Below are 17,727 nucleotides of genomic sequence, written 5' to 3'. Positions count from 1 at the left end.
GATGGGGGTGTTCAGGCGAACTCATGCGGGCACAGGCAGGAATGGGCTGGGGGCTCCGTGCCAGGAGATCAGCAGGCCGTCGCGGGCGCGGGTGGCGGCGACGAAGAGCTGACTTCGGCTCTTCTTCAACTCCCGTTCGTAGCGCTTGGGGTCGGTCTGAGCGAATTTCTCGGTCACGGAGGCGCGGGGCAGAATCCCGTCGCTGGCACCGATGATGGCGAGCTTCTGGTACTCGAGGCCCTTGAACCGGTGCATGGTGCCGATATGGACCTCGCCGTCGCCCTGAAGGCCGTCCTTGGTGAGCTTCACGGTGGTGATGCCGTGCTTGAACGTCAGGTCGTCGGCGATGCGGTCCACCATTTCACTGTCTGCGACACAGACGCCCATGGTGCCGCTGGGGTCGCGTCCGATGCCGTCCTCGCCGGCTCGGGTGATCTCCTCGCGCCAGGACTTCAGCTTCGCGGCGAGACGGGTGACCTCATCGTCCCAGTCGGTGCAGGCGACAAGCTCCGGCACCGGGCCGTGGAGCAGCGAGTGGTAACCGCTGAGGTTGTCGATGCCATCGTCGAGGTCGTCGTACGTCGCGTCGCCGACAACCCTGGCCGCCTGGTTCAGAATCTCCTGGGTCGTGCGGTAACTCAGGGTCAGCTTGGAAGCGCGCCCGCGAATGTTGATACCGACCGTGGAGAGGGTGACCTGACGATCGTAGATCCGCTGGTGTGTGTCACTGGCAATGAACAGGTCGTCAGGTCCGTCGGCGACCATGGCGCGCAGCATTTTCCAGTGAGCGGCGCTCAGGTCCTGGGCCTCGTCGACGACGATGTGCTGGTAACGGTGGCGCACGTAGCGCACGGCGGAGCTGTGCGCATCCAGGTGGATCAGGTCACCGCCCCCGATCTCTGCCTTCCGCTCGGCACGCTGCTGGATCTTGCGTGCTCGCTCCATCTCGTACCGCGCGGCGCGTTCCGCGGACTGGGCCCAGGTCTCGCGCTCCATATTGTTGAGTCGCAGGGTGAACTGCTCCAGCAGTTGCCAGACGGCCGCACGATCAGGGCGGCTCAGGGCCCGGCCCATCCCGGGGCGTCGGGCCTTGAAGTAGGCCTGCCTGGTATTGAGGGACTGGCCCAGGATCACCTGCTCCCATTCGTCGAAGAGGAAATCCGCGTCCCAGCGGCGCTGCTCGTCGTACTCGAACAGGACTTCGCTCAGGATCTCCTTCGCAGGAGCGTCAAGGATCGTGCTTCGCTGTGCCGCGGGCGAGCTGCTCTCGTTGATGACCGTCTGCGCGAGGAGGTCGATGTGCTGGATGTCCACCCGGGCCAGCAGGTCGGGCGTGATCAGAGAGCTCAGCCGGGCCCGCAGGTCGGCGGTGAGGTTCTTGGTGTAGGTCGTCAACAGGATGGGCTTGCTGTGCCCCGGAGGCAGCTGAGCGGCGAGCCGAGCGGTTCGGTGCAGCGCCACGATGGTCTTGCCGGTCCCAGGGCCACCGCTGACACGGGCCGGTCCGTTGTACTTACGCTCGACGATCTTGCGCTGGGTGGGGTGGAGATAGACCTTCCAGGCACGGAAGTCGCCCTCGGCAAGTACGCTGCGGATGTCGTCGTCGACGGTCGTGACCGCAGTGCGGGTCAGTGCCGCCCCCATGTCCTCCTCGAAGCCGGGTTCGAGGACGGCGGCTGCGGGCTGGGTGATCTCGCGCTCCACCTCCTCGACACTCATACCGGCACCAAGTCCGGTGAGTACCTCTGCGGTAAGACGCGGTGCTCCGGCGATGAGCTGGTCGAGTTCGTCCTCGGTGGTGACCTGGAGCGCCACATCGACCAGAGCTTCGGCGACGCCCAGCCGACGAAGGTCGTCAGGGCTGAAGGCGGCGAGCAGCGCAGCGGCGGCACGCGGGTCCTCCGCATCGGGCTCACTGACCGCAGCCGCAGACGCGCTGGGTGAGCCTTGCTCAGCCTCTTCCGCCGAGGACGGGGTGAGCTGGATCCCGGCCCGCTGCAGCACACTCGGGCCGACGGTGCTGAGGTCGACGAATTCGATCTCGCCAGTGATCCGGTTGATGGCGACGGTGAGCTCTTCGTAGACGTGCTTGCGGTGTCGCACGGCGACGAGTAGCCACTGTTCGACCCCGTCCGGTCCGACCCCGGCAGGGGCGAGCAGGGCCCGATAGGACGGGTCGATCTTGGCCCGGAAGATCCTGCGGTCGCCCTTGAGCGGCTTGAGGTCGAGTTTGGGGTGGCCGGGGTCGTTCCGGAACAGGTGGCAGAAGTCATAGAACTTGGTCTTCACCGACGAGTCCATCTTGTAGAGCTCGTTCTCGGCCTTCTGATACAGCTTCAGGCGTGCGGTCATCGTGAGGCACTCAGTTCGTCGGCGTCGGGGCGGTCGGAGGTGTCGGCGGCATCGGGGAGTGCCGAGAGCAGGGCGTCGAGGTCGTCGAGCCATTCCTCGGCGGAACGCACGGTGAAGCCTGCGTCGCGGTAGGCCTGCCAGGTCCTGCTCTGCTCCTCGTCCTCGCCGTCGCACGGCTCGGCCATCGCGACGATGCGCAACTCCGAGTCCTGCCAGGCCAGGTCGGCAAGCCAGCCCCGCTCGCCGAGTTCGTATCCGTAGGCGGGCGCTCGTTTGCCGCGGTCGGCGAGAGCATGCGCCAGGCGGGTGATGGCGGCGTCGGGCTCATCCTCGTCCAGGTAGCCGAGGATCTCCTGATCCCAGACCAGGTCCCGCACTGCGGCCTCCACCGGGGTGTCGCCCAACAGGTCGTCGAGGGCGGACCGCAGTGCGGGCGCGGGTTCGCCGTACCGGGCGACGAGGGAGGCGAGCTCGCCGTCGCCGCCGAGGGCCTTGAGCACGTCGAGGTCGAAAGTCGCCGCGGTGGAGGTGGTGAGCTGGATGCCGTCACCGCCGTCGTGGTCAAGGAACTGCAGCAGGTTGGACCACTGGAGCCAGGACCGCCAGCGCGTCTTGTGCTCAGCAGTGCCGAGTTGGTCCTCGGCGGTGTCGTCCAGGCACGCCAGAGCGGTCCAGCGGCGCGTGGCGCCATCGATCATGAAGGCGAGCGGGAGGCCTGACTGGTCGCAGCCGCGGAAAAGATTGAGCGTGCCACCACCAACCTCCACCACGGGATCGATGCCGTCGGTCCGTCCCCAGGCTTCGAGAAACAAGGAGAGCATCCGGCGGGCCTTTCCAGGATCGCCGTTGCCGACGAGTGGCGAGGGTTCGGCTCCGAGCAAGCCGCCCACCACGGCTGAGGCCCGTTGTCCCCAGGCGGCGTCGTCGGGGCTGCGCAGGTAGGCGAGGAGCTGACTCATCGGATCAAGGAAGGCCGTCGTGTCCAGGTCGTCACCACCGACTTCGGCATGCAACTGCTTGGCCAGGTCACGAGCGCTGTGCGGGTACGGCGGCCACACCGGTGCGGCGGAACCGCGTTCCGCTGCGCGCAATCCGGCCCGTTGCTCGAAAAGGATCAGGTCGTCCCAGGTGAGCTGGAACACGGCGTGCTTCTGCGCGCGCAGCCTGTTGCGCTTGTCGGCGTCGCCGGCAAGCCGGTTGTGACGGCGGGTGGCATGGAAGCGGTGACCGTCCAGAAAGACCGTCACCTTCTTCTTCATGCCTTCCTCACGCTCGAAGGTGAAGTCGGTGCGGGTGAAGCCCTCGTTCCGCTGCGCGGTGAGACGCCAGCGGTGGACCGGCTCGCCGTCCTGGAGAAGCAAGTAGCCGCTGTTGCTGCCGCTCTCCTCGAGAGCTGTGTCCTTCTGGTCCTTCCGGCTGTCGGCAAAGGCGCGCAGCACCCTGAGGAACCGTGCTTCGAGGTCGGACTCCACCTGCCCGTCCAGACCGATGAGGTCGGTGTTGCCTACCTCGCAGGTGGCCCAGGCATCGGTGCCCTCCGGACCGAGGAGGTCGTCGAGGATGTCCAGGGCCGCCTGCTTGGACACGGCCTCGATGTGTTGCTCGTCGGTGTAGCGGTGCAGGCAGCGGTGGCAGGCCAGTCGGCCCTCCTGGGTGCACGGGCACTCCATCAGCAGCCTGCGCGCGTCCTCCAGGACCTGGTGGAAGGCGTCCGGGGCGGTCAGACGGTCGAGGTAGCCCGTGCCGTGCGGAAGACGGTCGTAGAGAACGAGGAAGTGCCGTGTCTCGGCGGTGTTCCGATCGGGCATGGTGGCAATGGTGGAATCCAGGTGTTGCGGATCGCCGCCGAAAGCGTGGTCGACGCCCAGACGCAGCGCGGCTTGGAACGAGTAGACCTTCTCCTCGGCCAGGACGGTCGCTGCGGGCAGCAGGATGCGCAGCGCCTCGGTCTCCAACTCATGGGCGAGGAGCACCTGTTCCTGCGGCACCGGTCCCTTGCCGCGACGGAGTGGGCACCAGGGGGCGTGGTGCTTCAGCAGCTGCTGACGATTGGCCGAGTTGTCGACAGCGTCGCGGTCGTCATCGAACACCGGCTGCCCGTCTGCGCTGGTCGCACCGCAGGCGGTGCACACCCGGAACGGTGAGATCCGCACGGACTGCCCGCCGAGTCGGTCGCTGTCCTGTGCTCCGATACGGAGCGGTCCGAGGTTCACCCGGCGGATTACGGCGTGACGGGTGTAATCGACGCCGAAGGTCTGGTGCACGTGTCGCCAGGAAGTCCCGCGGACGAAGGCGTCGGGGGCGATGTCGACCGTGTCGATGACGCTGTAGAAGCGCCGGTCCCGGTCGTCGCTCTCGTCGCCGATGCGGGCGTCCTCACGCTTCGCCCGGGCGGTGACCGTGGTCGGCTGGACGATCTGCCACAGACTTCCGGAGTCGGCGATGCCGCTCTCACCGCACCGCGGACAGGCGGAGATGTCTTGCTGCGCGTTCTGCGTGCGCACGTGCCCGCACGAGGGGCAGAACCGCCAGTACCGCCAGTCCTGGTCCTGGCCGGTGACGATGTCGACGCCCGTGATGCGGTGCTTGTAGCCCTCCGCGTAGAAGGTGTTCCCGGGGGCCAGCTCGGCAATGGCGTAGGAACGCGGCCGGTCGTAGGTGTAGGTCTTCGACTTGTACCGGTCCTTGCCCGACTCGGTCTTTCCTTCCGGCCAGTAGAGCGTGGCGGAAAGGGTGGTTGTGGAGTCGATCAGCGCGTAGTTCGGCAGCAGTCCCAGGTCGCACAGCACGGTCTGAGCCGGTTGCCGCAGGCGGGCGCCGCCCTTCTTCGACAGGCCCAGTGCCTCGGCTTCCAACTCGGCCTTGGTACGGGCTTGTTCGTCGTCGCCCTCCTTCAGTTCGTCGATGGCCGCACGGACGGTGCGGATGCGATCGCGCAGCCTCTGGCTGTCGCGCTCCCACTCTCGCTCGGCCCGTTCAACGGCGCTGCGGAGGCCACGCACCGCGTACCGCTTCAGATCCTCCTGCGCGCTCTCGTTCACACCCCTCGGAAATAGGGAGAGGAAGCCAGCGACCAGCTCCTCCCCGTGGGTAAGAGCGGCAGCGGTGAAATCGACAAGGTAGCCGGAAGGCCCGAACAGCTCGTCCACCCGACGTGGCAGAGCGCTCAGGGGCTTGCCGTCTTCGCGGAAGAGTCGGCCACGTGCCGCCAGGTCCAATAGGTGCGCGGTGTACTGGCGGCGCAGGATCTCGATGGCCGACAAGTACGAACCTGGCGGCACGATCCGACCGTCGATCATGTCCCGCGGCCGGTCCAGGAAGTACAGGTCGCGCCGGGAGCGGTCGGGGATGGTGAGCAGGAAGGCGTTGCCGGTGCGCCGGCCGGCCCGGCCGGCCTGTTGCGCGTAGTTGGCAGGGCGACGCGGCAGGGCTCCGAGCACCACGGCGGACAGGTCGCCGATGTCGATGCCCATCTCCAGAGTGGGCGTGCAGGAGAGCACATTGGGGTCGTTGAAGCCCTCGCCCTTGCGGAAGGCCTCCTCGATGCGCTCGCGCTTGCCGCGGGAGAGCAGCCCGGTGTGCTCGGCGGTGATCACCTGGTACGTGCCGGCCCGCCGGTAGAGGGTGCGGTAGTAGTCGTCGCGGTAGTCGCGGTCGCGATCGTGCCGGTCCACGGCCTCCTGCCAGCGGTCGCCGGCGACCAACCGTCCGGAGGTGCAGCGGTACGCCGGGCAGGGTTGCCCGTGGTACTGGTCGAGCAGCGACGGGTGCACGGTCTGCTCCCAGAAGCACCTGGGGCAGCGCACGTACGCCTGGTTCACCACGTCGTCGGAGAGCAGCTGCAGGCGCAGAGCGCCCGGTTGGAGCCCGTAGATCCGGGCCGTCGAGTCCTGCGGGGCACGGGCGGCCAGCAGCCCGGCGTCGGCGAGCTTCGGCAGCAGATGCAGCCAGAACTGATCCGCCTGCTCACGAGTCAGCTCGAAGCAGCACTGCGCCCAGGTCTCGAACCAGGACAGACGCCCGGCCGCGATGTCGAACTCGCTGCCCGGCTTGGGCTTGGCGAGGAGGAACACCGGGGCGGAGACGCCCTTGGGGAAGGCCTTCATGCCACGCGGGCGACCGCCCCAGATGTAGAACCGACTGGTGCCCGCCTCGTCGAGATACTTCCCTAGCCAGCGGTGCCCTATCGCGCCGCGGGTGCGCAGCCGGTCGAGGAAGCCGCGCAGGAAAACCAGGTAGCGCGCGTCATCGTGGTCGGTGAGGGCACGGCCCTTGCTGGTCGCTTCCTCGTGGGCCGCCCGCACCATGGCGATCGCGGCCTGCTCGTCCGGGATGTCCACGAACGCGGCTGCGGTGCGGGTGAGTTCGAGCGTGCGGCCGTTGCGCGAGCGGTGCCCGAACTCCATCACGGCCTCGAAAGCGAACCGCTCACCGATCAGGTCCCAGGTCCGCTTGTCCCCGCCACGGCCCCGGCCGGACAGCAGCCGGGCCACGCCGGCGTCGTCGTGCAGGTCCGGCGGGACGACGGCGGCCAGCGTCTCGCGGTCCGTGGTGGCCTCAACGACGTCTGCCACCAGATCGTTGAGTGCAGTGGGCTGACGTTCGCTCAGGTGCTTGGTGAACAGCGCCCGCAGCGAGAACGTGTACGAGCGGGACGCGACGAACCCGGCGCGGTGCGCGGCATCCTGCACCGAGTCGTTGAACATCAGCGTCTTTGTCTCGCGCTGCTCCTTGTCCATCTCCCCGCCGGTGAACAGCTGGGTGACGGATGCGGCGGCGAGCGCGGCAGCGCCGGTGCCGAGGAAGCGGATCGCGTTGTGCGTGCCGCAGGCCGGACACCAGTCGTCCTTGGCGGCGCGCTCGGCCCGCTCCCCCAGCTGAGCGAGCACGAACGCCGAGTCTGCGGCGTGGAGTCGGGGATCACCCTCGGCTGTGTAGTCGTCGACCGGGTCCGGCAGGCGGAGGCGGCGAGCAGCGCCGTCGAGAACCATGAGCGTGCCCGCGCCGCCGGTGGTCAGCGACTTCTGCACCGCAGGGTCCATCGCGGTGCGGCCGTTGCCCTCCAGCGCCTCCTTGTCGGTGGCCGCGATCAGCGTGCGGGTCTTCGCCTTGTCGGAAGTTACCGACGCACGACGGACCTTGTGCGACTCGAGGGTCAGCTCCTCGACGTCCGACTCCGGCGCAAGCACCGACCAGCCGGACCGTCCGCACTCACGGCAATACACCGCCGGCAGGAAGAGACTCGTTTCGCGGTAAGCGGTGGTGTCCGGCGTCGACCGTGACCGGGTCTTGGTTCCAGCGGCATCCCACGCAAAGGACGCCTGCGGCCAAGGCTGCACACCGCGCAGCATCCGCGTCACCGAACGCGCCCACTGGTGCAGCTCCACCTGCACCAAGGGACGGCTCACCCCAGCGGGCGCATCGGGATCGCGGGCCACCGACAGCAGGGCAACGAAGCGCGCCAGAGCGAGCGCGGCCACCTCTGGGCGAGTGGTGACCACCTCGTCCCAGCTGTTGGCGCCGTTGCGCCGCATGACGTCGAGGATCTCGTCGTAACTGCGCACCGTGCCGTCGAAGGCGGTCAGGACCGCATAGGTGAGCTTGTTGCGCTTGAGTGCAGCCCCGAGCGTCCGGGGATCGACCGGGTCGGTTGCACTGATGGCACCACCGATGACCGCCGCGGCGAGGGCTGGCAAGGCTTCAGGAGTGGAGGCGGGGTCGGGCAGCACCGTGATCGCCTCAGCCGCCGCCACCTCATCCGGGAGGAGACTGACGTCGGAGTAGGTGTCGCCGAGGATGAACTCGTCGACTGTCTGGCGGTCTTCACCGATGATCGCGTCCTCGGTGAACTCGGCGCCGAACACGTGCGCGGCAACGTCCAGCAGTTGGCGCACCCCGTCCTCGTCGGTGCCGGAGGCGAGGGTCGCCGAGGTGGCGACCGGGGTGATCGAGCCCAGCGGACGGCCTGGTTGCGTCGCGCCGACCGCAACGGCCAGACGGCGCAGCAGCATCGCCACGTCGGTGCCCTGCGCTCCGTCGTAGGTGTGGAACTCGTCCACCACGACGTAGCGGATGTCGCTGCCCTCCCACAGCGACGCGTCGGCGGCGCGCTGGAGAAGGAGGTCGAGCATCTTGTAGTTGGTGATCAGGATGTCCGGCGGGGACAGCTGCATGTCCTGGCGACGGGTGTAGACCCGGTCGTAGTGGGTCGCCGCCTTGTCGCCGATGTACAGGCCGGCCCGAACGCCGAACAGCGCAGTCTGCTCGACGAGCAGGTCGTTGATGCGCGCCGCCTGATCAGTCGCCAGCGCGTTCATCGGGTAGAGGAAGACCGCCTTGACCCCCGTCCCCCCGGCGGCGCGCTCCCGCGCGCAGTGGTCCAGCACCGGGTAGAGGAACGACTCCGTCTTGCCGGAGCCGGTGCCGGTGGTGACCAGGGTGGGCTGCGGGGTGTGACCGTCCTTCGTCGTGAGCCGGGCGAACGCGCGGGCTTGGTGCGCGTACGGCGACCAATCGTCGGCGCGGCGCCAGTCCAGGTGCTGCTCCCAGCTGTCCGTGGCACGGGTGAAAGGCGTGCGCAGGCGCAGGAACGGGCCACGGAACATGCCGGTGGTCTCGTCCCCCAGGAAGGAGTGCAGCGCCTTGCGCGCGCCCTCGTCGGCCAGGCCGTAGGTGGTGGAGAGGTACTGGAGCAGGCTCTCCTTCAGCCCCTGCGCTTCGAGTGTCGGCCTCACTTACCCGGAACCTCCATCTTCTCTGGGTCCCAAAGACCCTTGGCCACGGCGTCGTTCAGGCGCTCGGCGAAGTGGGCGTGGGCGAGGCCCATCTCCTTCACGCGGTCGGCCTTGTGGAAGGGAGCGGTGTATCCGTCGGGGACCGAGTTGGCGGCCGGGTCCTTGAGGTAGGCCTCGAACTGCGTCCAGTGCTCCTTGGTCTGGTCGAAGCCGTAGGTGTACCGATCGCCCGCGATCTTGCGCTCGTTGGAGTCGAAGTGGGTCACCAGATCGAAGTCCTGCATGATCGGGAACCGGGCCCGGTACATGGCGGTGAGCGTCGTTGCGTCGATGCCCAGCCAGACGGCGACGAGCGCGTCGATCTCGACGAGCGCGGCGCGACGGGCGTACTCCGTGCGGAGCGGCGTGTCGCGCTGCCAGGTGGGCGTGACGGCGTTGAGATTGGTCGTCATGTGCGGCCACTTGATTGCCCAGGGCTCGTGGGAAAGCCAGGCGGGGTCGTATAGGTCTGCCCAGAGGCCGGCATAGGCGGTTGTGAGGCAGTTGAGGCGGAGGGTCCGGAGGAGCAGGGCGGAGGCGAGGGGGTGGTCGGCATGCGGTGCTGGCATACCCATAGCGCGCGAGGGATTGAGGTGACTGACGCCGCTAGTCCGCAATAGATAATCACTGGGGATGCCCGACCATAGACCAGCAGTCAAGACGTCCATGCGAGGTTCCCCAACAGAAGCACTACACATCCCGTCAATGTGCAACGCGCCGCGGGGCACCAAAGAAACATAGAGGCTGCGCTCGGTGTCAGGTGCGATCATTCTCCGCCAAGCAACTCGATAGTAGTCACCATACGGCCTGACGGCCTTGGCTTCTAGGAACTTGTCAACCTGATCATCCGCAACTTCCTCTGCCTGCAAGTTGTACTTGTCTGCAAGTCGGAGCCGAGCCTGGTCCCGTTCCTCGGAAGAGCTGATCATTGCCCTATATTTCGTCCGATCGAACCATTTATCCTGCGCATCCAGATACGTTTCAATCGAAGCTACTCGCCGATATTCAGACTCAGGCACCGTGTCATCCCCGAGCGTTCTTGCATCAAGTCCGCAAACCTCGCCGCTTCCCTGACTGGGCTGCTTGAACATCGGGTTCGCCACGCCAATCTGTGGCCCCTTGAGGATGACATTGTCCCACGAACCCGCATAATAGTCTGCCTGATCATCCACGCCCGAGTTGTAGTCAATGAGCCGCTGATCCTTATTCGGCCCGAACTGGGCCTTCTTAGACGCGCCTTCATCAAATCCAACAGAGATTTCAGGCTTCAACGTTCCGAACCGCGCAGGATACTCGCCCAATGCATCGATCGCCGAGTCCTCTGCCGTACTCACCGGCGTAAGCAGACGTGTGCGCTCCAGTGGACCGGCGTCGCCAGCTAGGCGCTGCCAGCGACGGAGCGTCTCTGAAGTAACACGAATGACGCGCTTGGGGTGCGGGCGCTCATCCCACCCTCCTTTGTGTTTCACCCCGGGATCTTCGCTACCTACTTCCACGGAGGCGCTCGCTGACATCCGCAATGTATCCACGGTGAATAGCCAAGACAACGAATCGAAGGCAATCTCCCGGACGCTACCGTAGATATGGACGCCGAAGTGACTTGACCGACCGACCGGCGGCGGAAAGAACCGGTTTCCTGCGTTCACGAAATCCCCGTGCACCCGCAACCGCGCATAGGCCGCCGCTCGCAGGTTCGCTTCCTTATCTCCGGCGAAGTGCGTATCCGGGTGCACCATGCCCGCCGCTCCCCTACTGCTGGCATGTCCCCACACTTCACACATGAAGGCCCGGTACAGGTCAGGTCGAGTGCCCGCGACCAGCGGATACACAGGCTCCGCCGCCAGGAACGACGCCGTCGTCAGCGTGTTGGTGGCCTGGCCCAGCAGATACTCCCGAACCCGCTGGTGCCCCAGTTCGATCTCCCGACGCTGCGCCTTGTCCTCCGCCTTCGGCTTCTCCGTGAGCATGAACCACGGCTCGAACTCCGCGAGGACCGGGTCCTCCTTCCACTCCGGACGCACCCACGGCGGGTTCCCGACCTGGAGATCGAACCCGCCCGCCTGCCCTGCGAAGATCCCGGCAAACTCCAACTCCCAGTGCAGGAAGCCCTGTTCCGCAGCAATGTCCCGAACTGTCCGCATCCACGGGTACCGCGTCTCGACGGCGTGACGGGCATCGTCCATGCCCATCTCGCCCTCGACCAGCTGCTCCAGCTCCTTGAGCTTCGTCAGGTCCTCGATGGACGCCGAGAAGGTGCCCTCCTCCGGGACCGGGCCCGTGCCCAGGATCGACTCCAGGAATGCTAGCCAGTCGTCGAGGTTGGCCAGCGGGATGACCCTGCGACGCTGAGAGGAGCTGCCCGGCCTCGGCCGCTTGGGCGAGGCCGCCACGGCCTTCTTGATCTCTCGCCGTTCGACCAGGTCTTCCGCGGCGTCGTCTCCGCCCTCGCCGAAGGCCAACTGCTCCCCCGGCAAGGCGAACAGCACCCCATGCTCCACGTACGACGGCTCCGTGCTCTGGCCCGGAACCGTCGCCGGGACCGAAGGCAACTGCGACGCCAGCAGCGCATCCAAGGACGCCGCATCACCGGAGTACTCCGGGTCCGACCCGTCGAGCAGCCCCACCTTGTCCAGCGGCCAGAACCACAGCGCGCACCAGGCGTCCATGACCTGCTTGAGCCGCCAGTACGGCGATCCCTCCGCCTCGAAGAGGTCCTTGAATACCTGCTCCTTGGTCAGCGGCACCGCGCCGACTGCACGCTCCTTGTCGCAACGCAGAAAGGCGTACTCCTCCGCGTCCTCCGGACGGTCCGCGCCCCAGACATCTATCGTCCGGGCGATCTCCCGCTCGCTCAGTTCCAGTCGCTTGGCGACCAGGCCCCACAGGTATTCCACCCGCGCTGCCGCGGCCTGGAGTCGGGCCAGCTGACTGCTCTTGCCACCTGTGGTCTTCGGCTTGGTTCCGACCGCCTTGCGCCATGCTTTCAGGGCCGCCATCTGCCCGCCCGCGAGCTGGTCGACCAGCTTCTTCGCGTCCCCGCCGGCGTCCGTCACCGCGCCCCACCCGGGCGAGGGCAGCAGGAACTGGTGCACCGCGCCTGTTGGAAGCGGCTGCTCCGCGCCGTCCTCGGGCGAGCGGAACGGCAGCTTGGTCGGCGTGTGGGCGGCCACCGACCGTTCCTTCTTGAGGCGCTCTGCCTCGTACACCCAACGCCGGGCCCCGATGAGCGAGTTGCCGCGACGAAGGTGCAGGCCGAACCAGGGAGCGCGCATGCCGGGGTGCATGGTGTTCAGCCACAGCGACACCTCGGCGAGTTCGACGCCCGTGGCATTGAGGTCCACGCCGTAGGCGTTGTGCAGGGCGATGTATGCCTTGACCTTCTGCTCGGCCTCCAGCGCCTGCGAGGTGTCAAGGGTGACACCCACCTCATCCTGACGGCGCTTCAGATACTCTGCGGCGACCTGATTGATCGCCTCATTGAGGAACGCGCCCGACCCCAGGGCAGGCTCGCAGATGCTGTACTTCAGCAGCTCGCTGGCCCGTGTCCGAACGGTGGTGCCGTCAGCGTCCGTTTCCTGGTCGAGACGGTGCTTCAGCGCGAGCTCGACGGTGACCTTGGTCAGCGACTCGGGGGTGTAGTACGAGGCCGAGGTCTCGCGGTCGCGTCCAGCGAGACGGTAGACGAAGGTGCCGGGAGCGTACTTCTTCGGGCCGCGCAGACCGTACTGCTCGGTGTCCTGAGCGGAGTAGACGACGTGCGTGTTCGCCGGGTAGTCGTTCAGGCGGTCGGCGGGGATGAGCCAGGAGCCCTTCTCCGGGTCGCCGTGCTGGGCGCTGCCCTTCTTCTGGTCGGGCTTGGCGACCTCGGCCTTCTCCTCGTCCGCGATGATGCCGGTGTACGACATCAGTCCCTCGTAGACCGCGCCGAGTTGGTTGATGCCGAGGTTCCGGTAGGAGATGAAGCCACCCTGGCGGCCCTTGGCGCCCGCCTCCTTCATGGTGAGCAGACGCAGCACCTGGTGCAGGGCCTCGTTGCGCAGCCGCAGGTCGAGCCACTTGGGCTGCTCGTCGCCGCTGCCGTCGTCCTCACTGCGCGGATCGCGGACACGGCGACCGATGAGGGTGATGGCCTTTGGATCGAACAGCTCGCTACGAAGCGGCTCGAACCGCAAGCCCCGCTGTTCGCTTCGCTCGCCTTCGGGCTGGAGATCGCCGGCCTCAGTGCCATGCGGTCGATGGCCGTAGTTGACCTTGTTGAACAGAACATCGAGCGAGGCATAGAGGTGGAAACCGTTGCGGCTCTCCTCCTCCACCAGCTTACGGTCGCGGGCGACGAGTTCACGCAACCGGGCGACGGAGTATCCGGCTTCGTAGGTGGAGTCGTCGGAGGGCAGGATGCCGAGCTCGGGCCGCGCCTCGGCATACAGCAGGAACAGGATGCGATACAGGTAGCGCAGCGACTCACGGGTGAGCTGCTTGGCGAACGGGCCGTGACGCTCAGGGTCTTCGATCTCCCGTGGCGTCAGACCGTGCCTCTTCAAGCGGGCCAGGACCTCGTTCGCGATGATCTCGACGGACCGCTGGAGCCCCTTGCGCAGCTCGGAGTTGACGCCTACGGCGTTGTCTCGCGACGCCTTGAGCAGGTCGTCCATGCGCCGGCCCTTGCCATCGGGGCGCGGGGCCAGCATGTCGTGTGAGAACAGCGCGGCCAGGAGGGCGAGTTCACCGGTCTGGTTGGTGTTGTTGCGCTGCAGTGCGGCGTCGACGTTGACGGCGAGGTAGCGGCCTTCGGACCAGGTCGTGCGGTCAGCGAGGACGATCACACCGCCGCAGAGCAGCAGCACGAAGCGAGGTGAAGCTCCGTCGGCCTCTGCCAACTCGCTCTGGAAGAGCCAGCCCGCCAACTTCTCGCCGGTCGTGATCACGCCCTCGTGTGTCTTGACCGGCTCCTTCAGGCGACCTGCCCCCTCGGCGTCCAAAGCGTCGTCAAGCTTGACGGTCCACCCGCAGTCGAGGGCAACGATGCCGTCACCGTGCCAGGCGACGGCCACCTCATAGGCGTGTCCGGCATTGTGGAGCGACAGCGTCGTGTCCGACGGGCCGTAGCCGAGGGCGGCGAGCAGCTCGGCGTGCCAGGCGGTGAGGCGCTCGGCTTCCGCTCCCGTGCGGTCTTCTTCGACCTCAGCGGCAAGGGTCGGACGGACCGAGCTGGTGTACCGGTTGTGCAGCTTGAAGAGGCTCTGACGTGGAGTGGGCCGCTCATCATGGGCGTCCGTCTCACGGTTGGTCCAGGTGGTGAACAGGCCCTCGTCGTCCGTGGACTTCCTCTTGAGGGTGTTCTCCAACTCTTCGCTGAAGTAGTGCGCCGAGAGGTACTCGCCGCGATTGGCGAAGGAGTCGAAGGCGTAGCTCATCGGGACGACTCCTCGGCACGAGCAGGGTTGGTTACGGCGGGATGGAGAGGTTCGAGAACGGCGAGGACCCGGAGCATCGGATCACCGGCAGTACGCAGATTGCGGACAAGCCGCCGGCGCTCATTCGCCGTACCCTGGACCGCTTCACGACGACGCTGCTGTTTTCCGACGACGACCAGCGCATCCTGCTCCCAGACCTGGACCCGGTTCTCGTAGGGAGCGAGGTAACCGTCGATCAACCGGTCGTACTCGACCCGGCGTGCCCGCAGATAGGACTCGGCCGCGTCGACGGCGGCTGGGACGAGGGCTTGCAGACCGTCCTTGTCGAGGATCCGGTCGCGCCCAGGCATCTGCGGTCCAACCCCGCAGGCGGCAAGGAACGCCGAGTCCATCCGCCAGACTCTGGGGGTGCCACTGTCCAGGCCGGTGACGGCCATCCACTCGACGACGGTCGGCTTCCCCGCGGCGTTGGAGTAGACGCCCTGCACCAGGTAGACGGGTCCGTTCAGTGCGGCGGGAAGGTCTGCGGCAATCCGGGCGGCCTTCGCCGCATCGGGCTGATAGGCGAGCACAAAGGCCTCGTCGTACTTGAGCTTGGCCAGGACCTTGTCCGTCACCCAGTCGAGGACCGGGTGGATGGCGGACACGTACGAGACGTTCGGCCACTGCGACGCTACTTGCTCGCTCTTGCCGCGCTTGGCGTCGCGAGCGGCTTCGAGACGCTCCGCGGCGTACTTCTGGTTGAAGGTGATGCTCAGCTTGCCGTCGTACTTGGAGGTGGTGAGGATCTTCTCCTGGTCCAGGTACGACGCGGGCAGTTGGCGGAAGCGGTACTGGAGGTCGTCCGGCGGGGTGAACTCGATCCGGCCCTTGTCGGTGACCGGCTTCCAGTTCATGGCGTCCCGGTCGGCCTGCGAGAACACCAGGTCCATCGCCGCGTGGAAGTAGGCCTCGGTGTCCGCGAAGAGATACGGCACGTCCGCGGTGGGAACAGGCGCGGTCCCGGCAGCGACGTGGGCCGCCGTCGGGTCGGCGATCAGTGCGTTGACGTTCGCAAGCAATCCGGCCAGGACGCCGCCCGACTCCTGCTGGGACTGCTGGATGGACCGGTCGACGGTGCTGCCCTTGATGAGGTCGCGGGTCAGCCGGTCCTCCTCCTTCTTGGCGTCGTACAGGCCGGTGACGGCCTCGGCGCACCCCTCGCCCGTCTCGATCTCGTGCGCTTGCTCCTCACGGCGCAGCAGGCGAGCGCCGACCAGCCGGTCGTCCAGGGTGAGCGTCTCACCCGAGGCCTCGTCATGCCGCCACGGAACATCGGCGGTGAGAGTGATCGCGCGGAACTCGGGGCTGACGGCCTGTCCGTAACGGTCGATGCGACCGTTGCGCTGCTCGATCCGGATCAGTGACCATGGCAGGTCGTAGTGGACCAGGTCGTGGCACTGGTGGTGCAGGTTGACGCCCTCGGAGGCGATGTCACCGGTGAACAGCAGCCGAACCGGCTCGTCACGGCGCCCGAAGCGGTCGACGATCTCCCGCTGCTGATCCTCGTTGGTGGTGTCGCCGTGCATGACCTCGACGGCACCACCGTAGGCCTTCCAGGGTCGGGCCTCGTCCGCCGTCCCTGACGTCGCCTTGAAACCGAGACGCTCCGGGACGACCTGCGCGAGCCACCCCAGGGTGGCGATGCGCTCCGAGAAGACCACGACCCGCCGCTCGAAGCGCGGGCCCACACCCAGGTCGCTCAGGAGCTCGATGAGCGCGTCCAGCTTGGCGGAATCCTTGTCGTCCATCTCGGCGACCAACGCTTCGAGTTCGGTGAGTGCCGTCTTCTCGACAGCGAGCGCGGCACGGCGCTCAGGTGGCGCACTGGCACGCTCCGGGTTCTCCAGATACTCGCGGCGCTTGCCGAGCGAGGCGCGCAGCGCAACGTGGGAGGAGAGGAACGCCTTGAGGAAGTTGTACGCCGTCAGCGGGTCCGAGCACATCGAGGAGCGGGCAGGGTCGCCGGGCGTCCAGTCGGCGGCCAGCTTCTCCAGCACAGCCACCTCCTTCTGCGTCGCGCTGGCGGTGATCGGCAGGGAGGCGCCGCGCTCCGCCCAGGGCTTGCCCTTGAGGCCGTCGCGAACCTCGCGGTCGTTCTTGGTACGGCGGATGTAGAGGTGGTCGAGATCGGAGACCTCGTAGTTCTTCGGGTCGGCAATCGCCGCCGGGTCGAGCATCCGGATCAGCTCGGCGAAGGACTCGGCGTCGCCGTTGTGCGGAGTCGCAGACGCCAGAACGAGCGCGTCGGTCTGCTCGGCGAGCCGTCTCGCGAGGCGGTTGTTCTGCGTGCCCTTGTTGACGAGGTTGTGCGACTCGTCGATCACCACCGCATCCCATCGGATGTTCTCCAGATGGTGCGCATAGGTGGCCGACTTCAGTGTGTCCACGGAAACGATGACTCGTCGGAAGTGCGCGAACGGGTTGCGTCCGGCCGGGATCTCCTGCTGGATGCGCTGGATGCCGGAGGAGTCCAGGCGCACCAGGGGCAGCGAGAAGCGGGTCCACAGCTCGCGTTGGAACTGTTCCAGGACGTGTGCGGGAGTGACGACCATGATCCGCTCACCGCGGCCCCGGCGGATCAACTCCGCAAGGATCACGCCGATCTCCACGGTCTTGCCGAGGCCGACCACGTCGGCGACGAGCAGCCGTGGCTGCGGGTTCCGCATGGACAACGCCAGTTCAGCCGGCCGCAGTTGGTGTTCCTGGCGGTCCATCAGGAATGAGTCGGCGAGCGCGATCCCGTGCTCGGTCTGCGGCAGTGCCGTCTTGCGGATCACCGCCTCCAAGTAGAGACGGGCCTTGGCGTGCTTGGAGGTCTCGTCCGCCACGAGACGGGTCCTGCGCGGGTCGAGGACATCGATCTGGTCGAGATCCTCGTAGAAGACCGCATCCGTGCCACGCACAAAGGCGGACACGCCGCTCACCTCCACCATCAACCCGTCATGGCTCTCACTGACCGACTTGACCAGCCACTGCTCATCCCGGATGCGGACCTGGGCGCCGGCCGCGAAGGCTGGCTTCGAGCCTGCCGGAAACTCCTGGGGCAGTGGCGCCGTGTTCACGTGTGATGCTCCTCGATGAAATACACAGGTGGGGCAGCAGAGAGACCGCCCTCATATCTATCCCAGGGTGCAGGGTTGAGTGGG

At 66.9% G+C, this 17,727-nt stretch carries 4 protein-coding genes; all 4 read right to left on the bottom strand.

The window, feature by feature from the left end; translation table 11 throughout:
- Window positions 1–21: 21 nt before the first annotated feature.
- Genes ABH928_RS06850 through ABH928_RS06835 form a run of 4 tightly spaced genes read right to left on the bottom strand, consistent with a single transcriptional unit; the run spans window position 22 to window position 17,643 of the window.
- Window positions 22–2,352, bottom strand: coding sequence for a UvrD-helicase domain-containing protein (locus ABH928_RS06850; protein WP_370063172.1), 2,331 nt, complete (start codon window positions 2,350–2,352; stop codon window positions 22–24).
- Complete coding sequence (locus tag ABH928_RS06845) at window positions 2,349–9,086, bottom strand: DEAD/DEAH box helicase (RefSeq protein WP_370063170.1); 6,738 nt, start codon at window positions 9,084–9,086, stop codon at window positions 2,349–2,351. Before ABH928_RS06845 ends, ABH928_RS06850 begins: the two co-directional genes overlap by 4 nt.
- Window positions 9,083–14,539 (bottom strand): hypothetical protein, encoded by a 5,457-nt coding sequence (locus ABH928_RS06840; RefSeq protein WP_370063168.1) that lies wholly within the window; start codon window positions 14,537–14,539, stop codon window positions 9,083–9,085. Before ABH928_RS06840 ends, ABH928_RS06845 begins: the two co-directional genes overlap by 4 nt.
- Window positions 14,536–17,643 (bottom strand): DEAD/DEAH box helicase, encoded by a 3,108-nt coding sequence (locus tag ABH928_RS06835; protein WP_370063166.1) that lies wholly within the window; start codon window positions 17,641–17,643, stop codon window positions 14,536–14,538. The genes ABH928_RS06840 and ABH928_RS06835 overlap by 4 nt, the downstream gene beginning before the upstream one ends.
- Window positions 17,644–17,727: the final 84 nt, after the last annotated feature.

The organism is Streptacidiphilus sp. MAP5-3, assembly GCF_041262505.1.
Lineage (GTDB): Bacteria > Actinomycetota > Actinomycetes > Streptomycetales > Streptomycetaceae > Streptacidiphilus.
This window is presented reverse-complemented; position numbering and strand designations above follow the sequence as displayed.

Coding starts and splice junctions, on each gene's coding strand:
- ABH928_RS06850 (WP_370063172.1), bottom strand. CDS start 2,352: ATGACCGCACGCCTGAAGCTGTATCAGAAGGCCGAGAACGAGCTCTAC.
- ABH928_RS06840 (WP_370063168.1), bottom strand. CDS start 14,539: ATGAGCTACGCCTTCGACTCCTTCGCCAATCGCGGCGAGTACCTCTCG.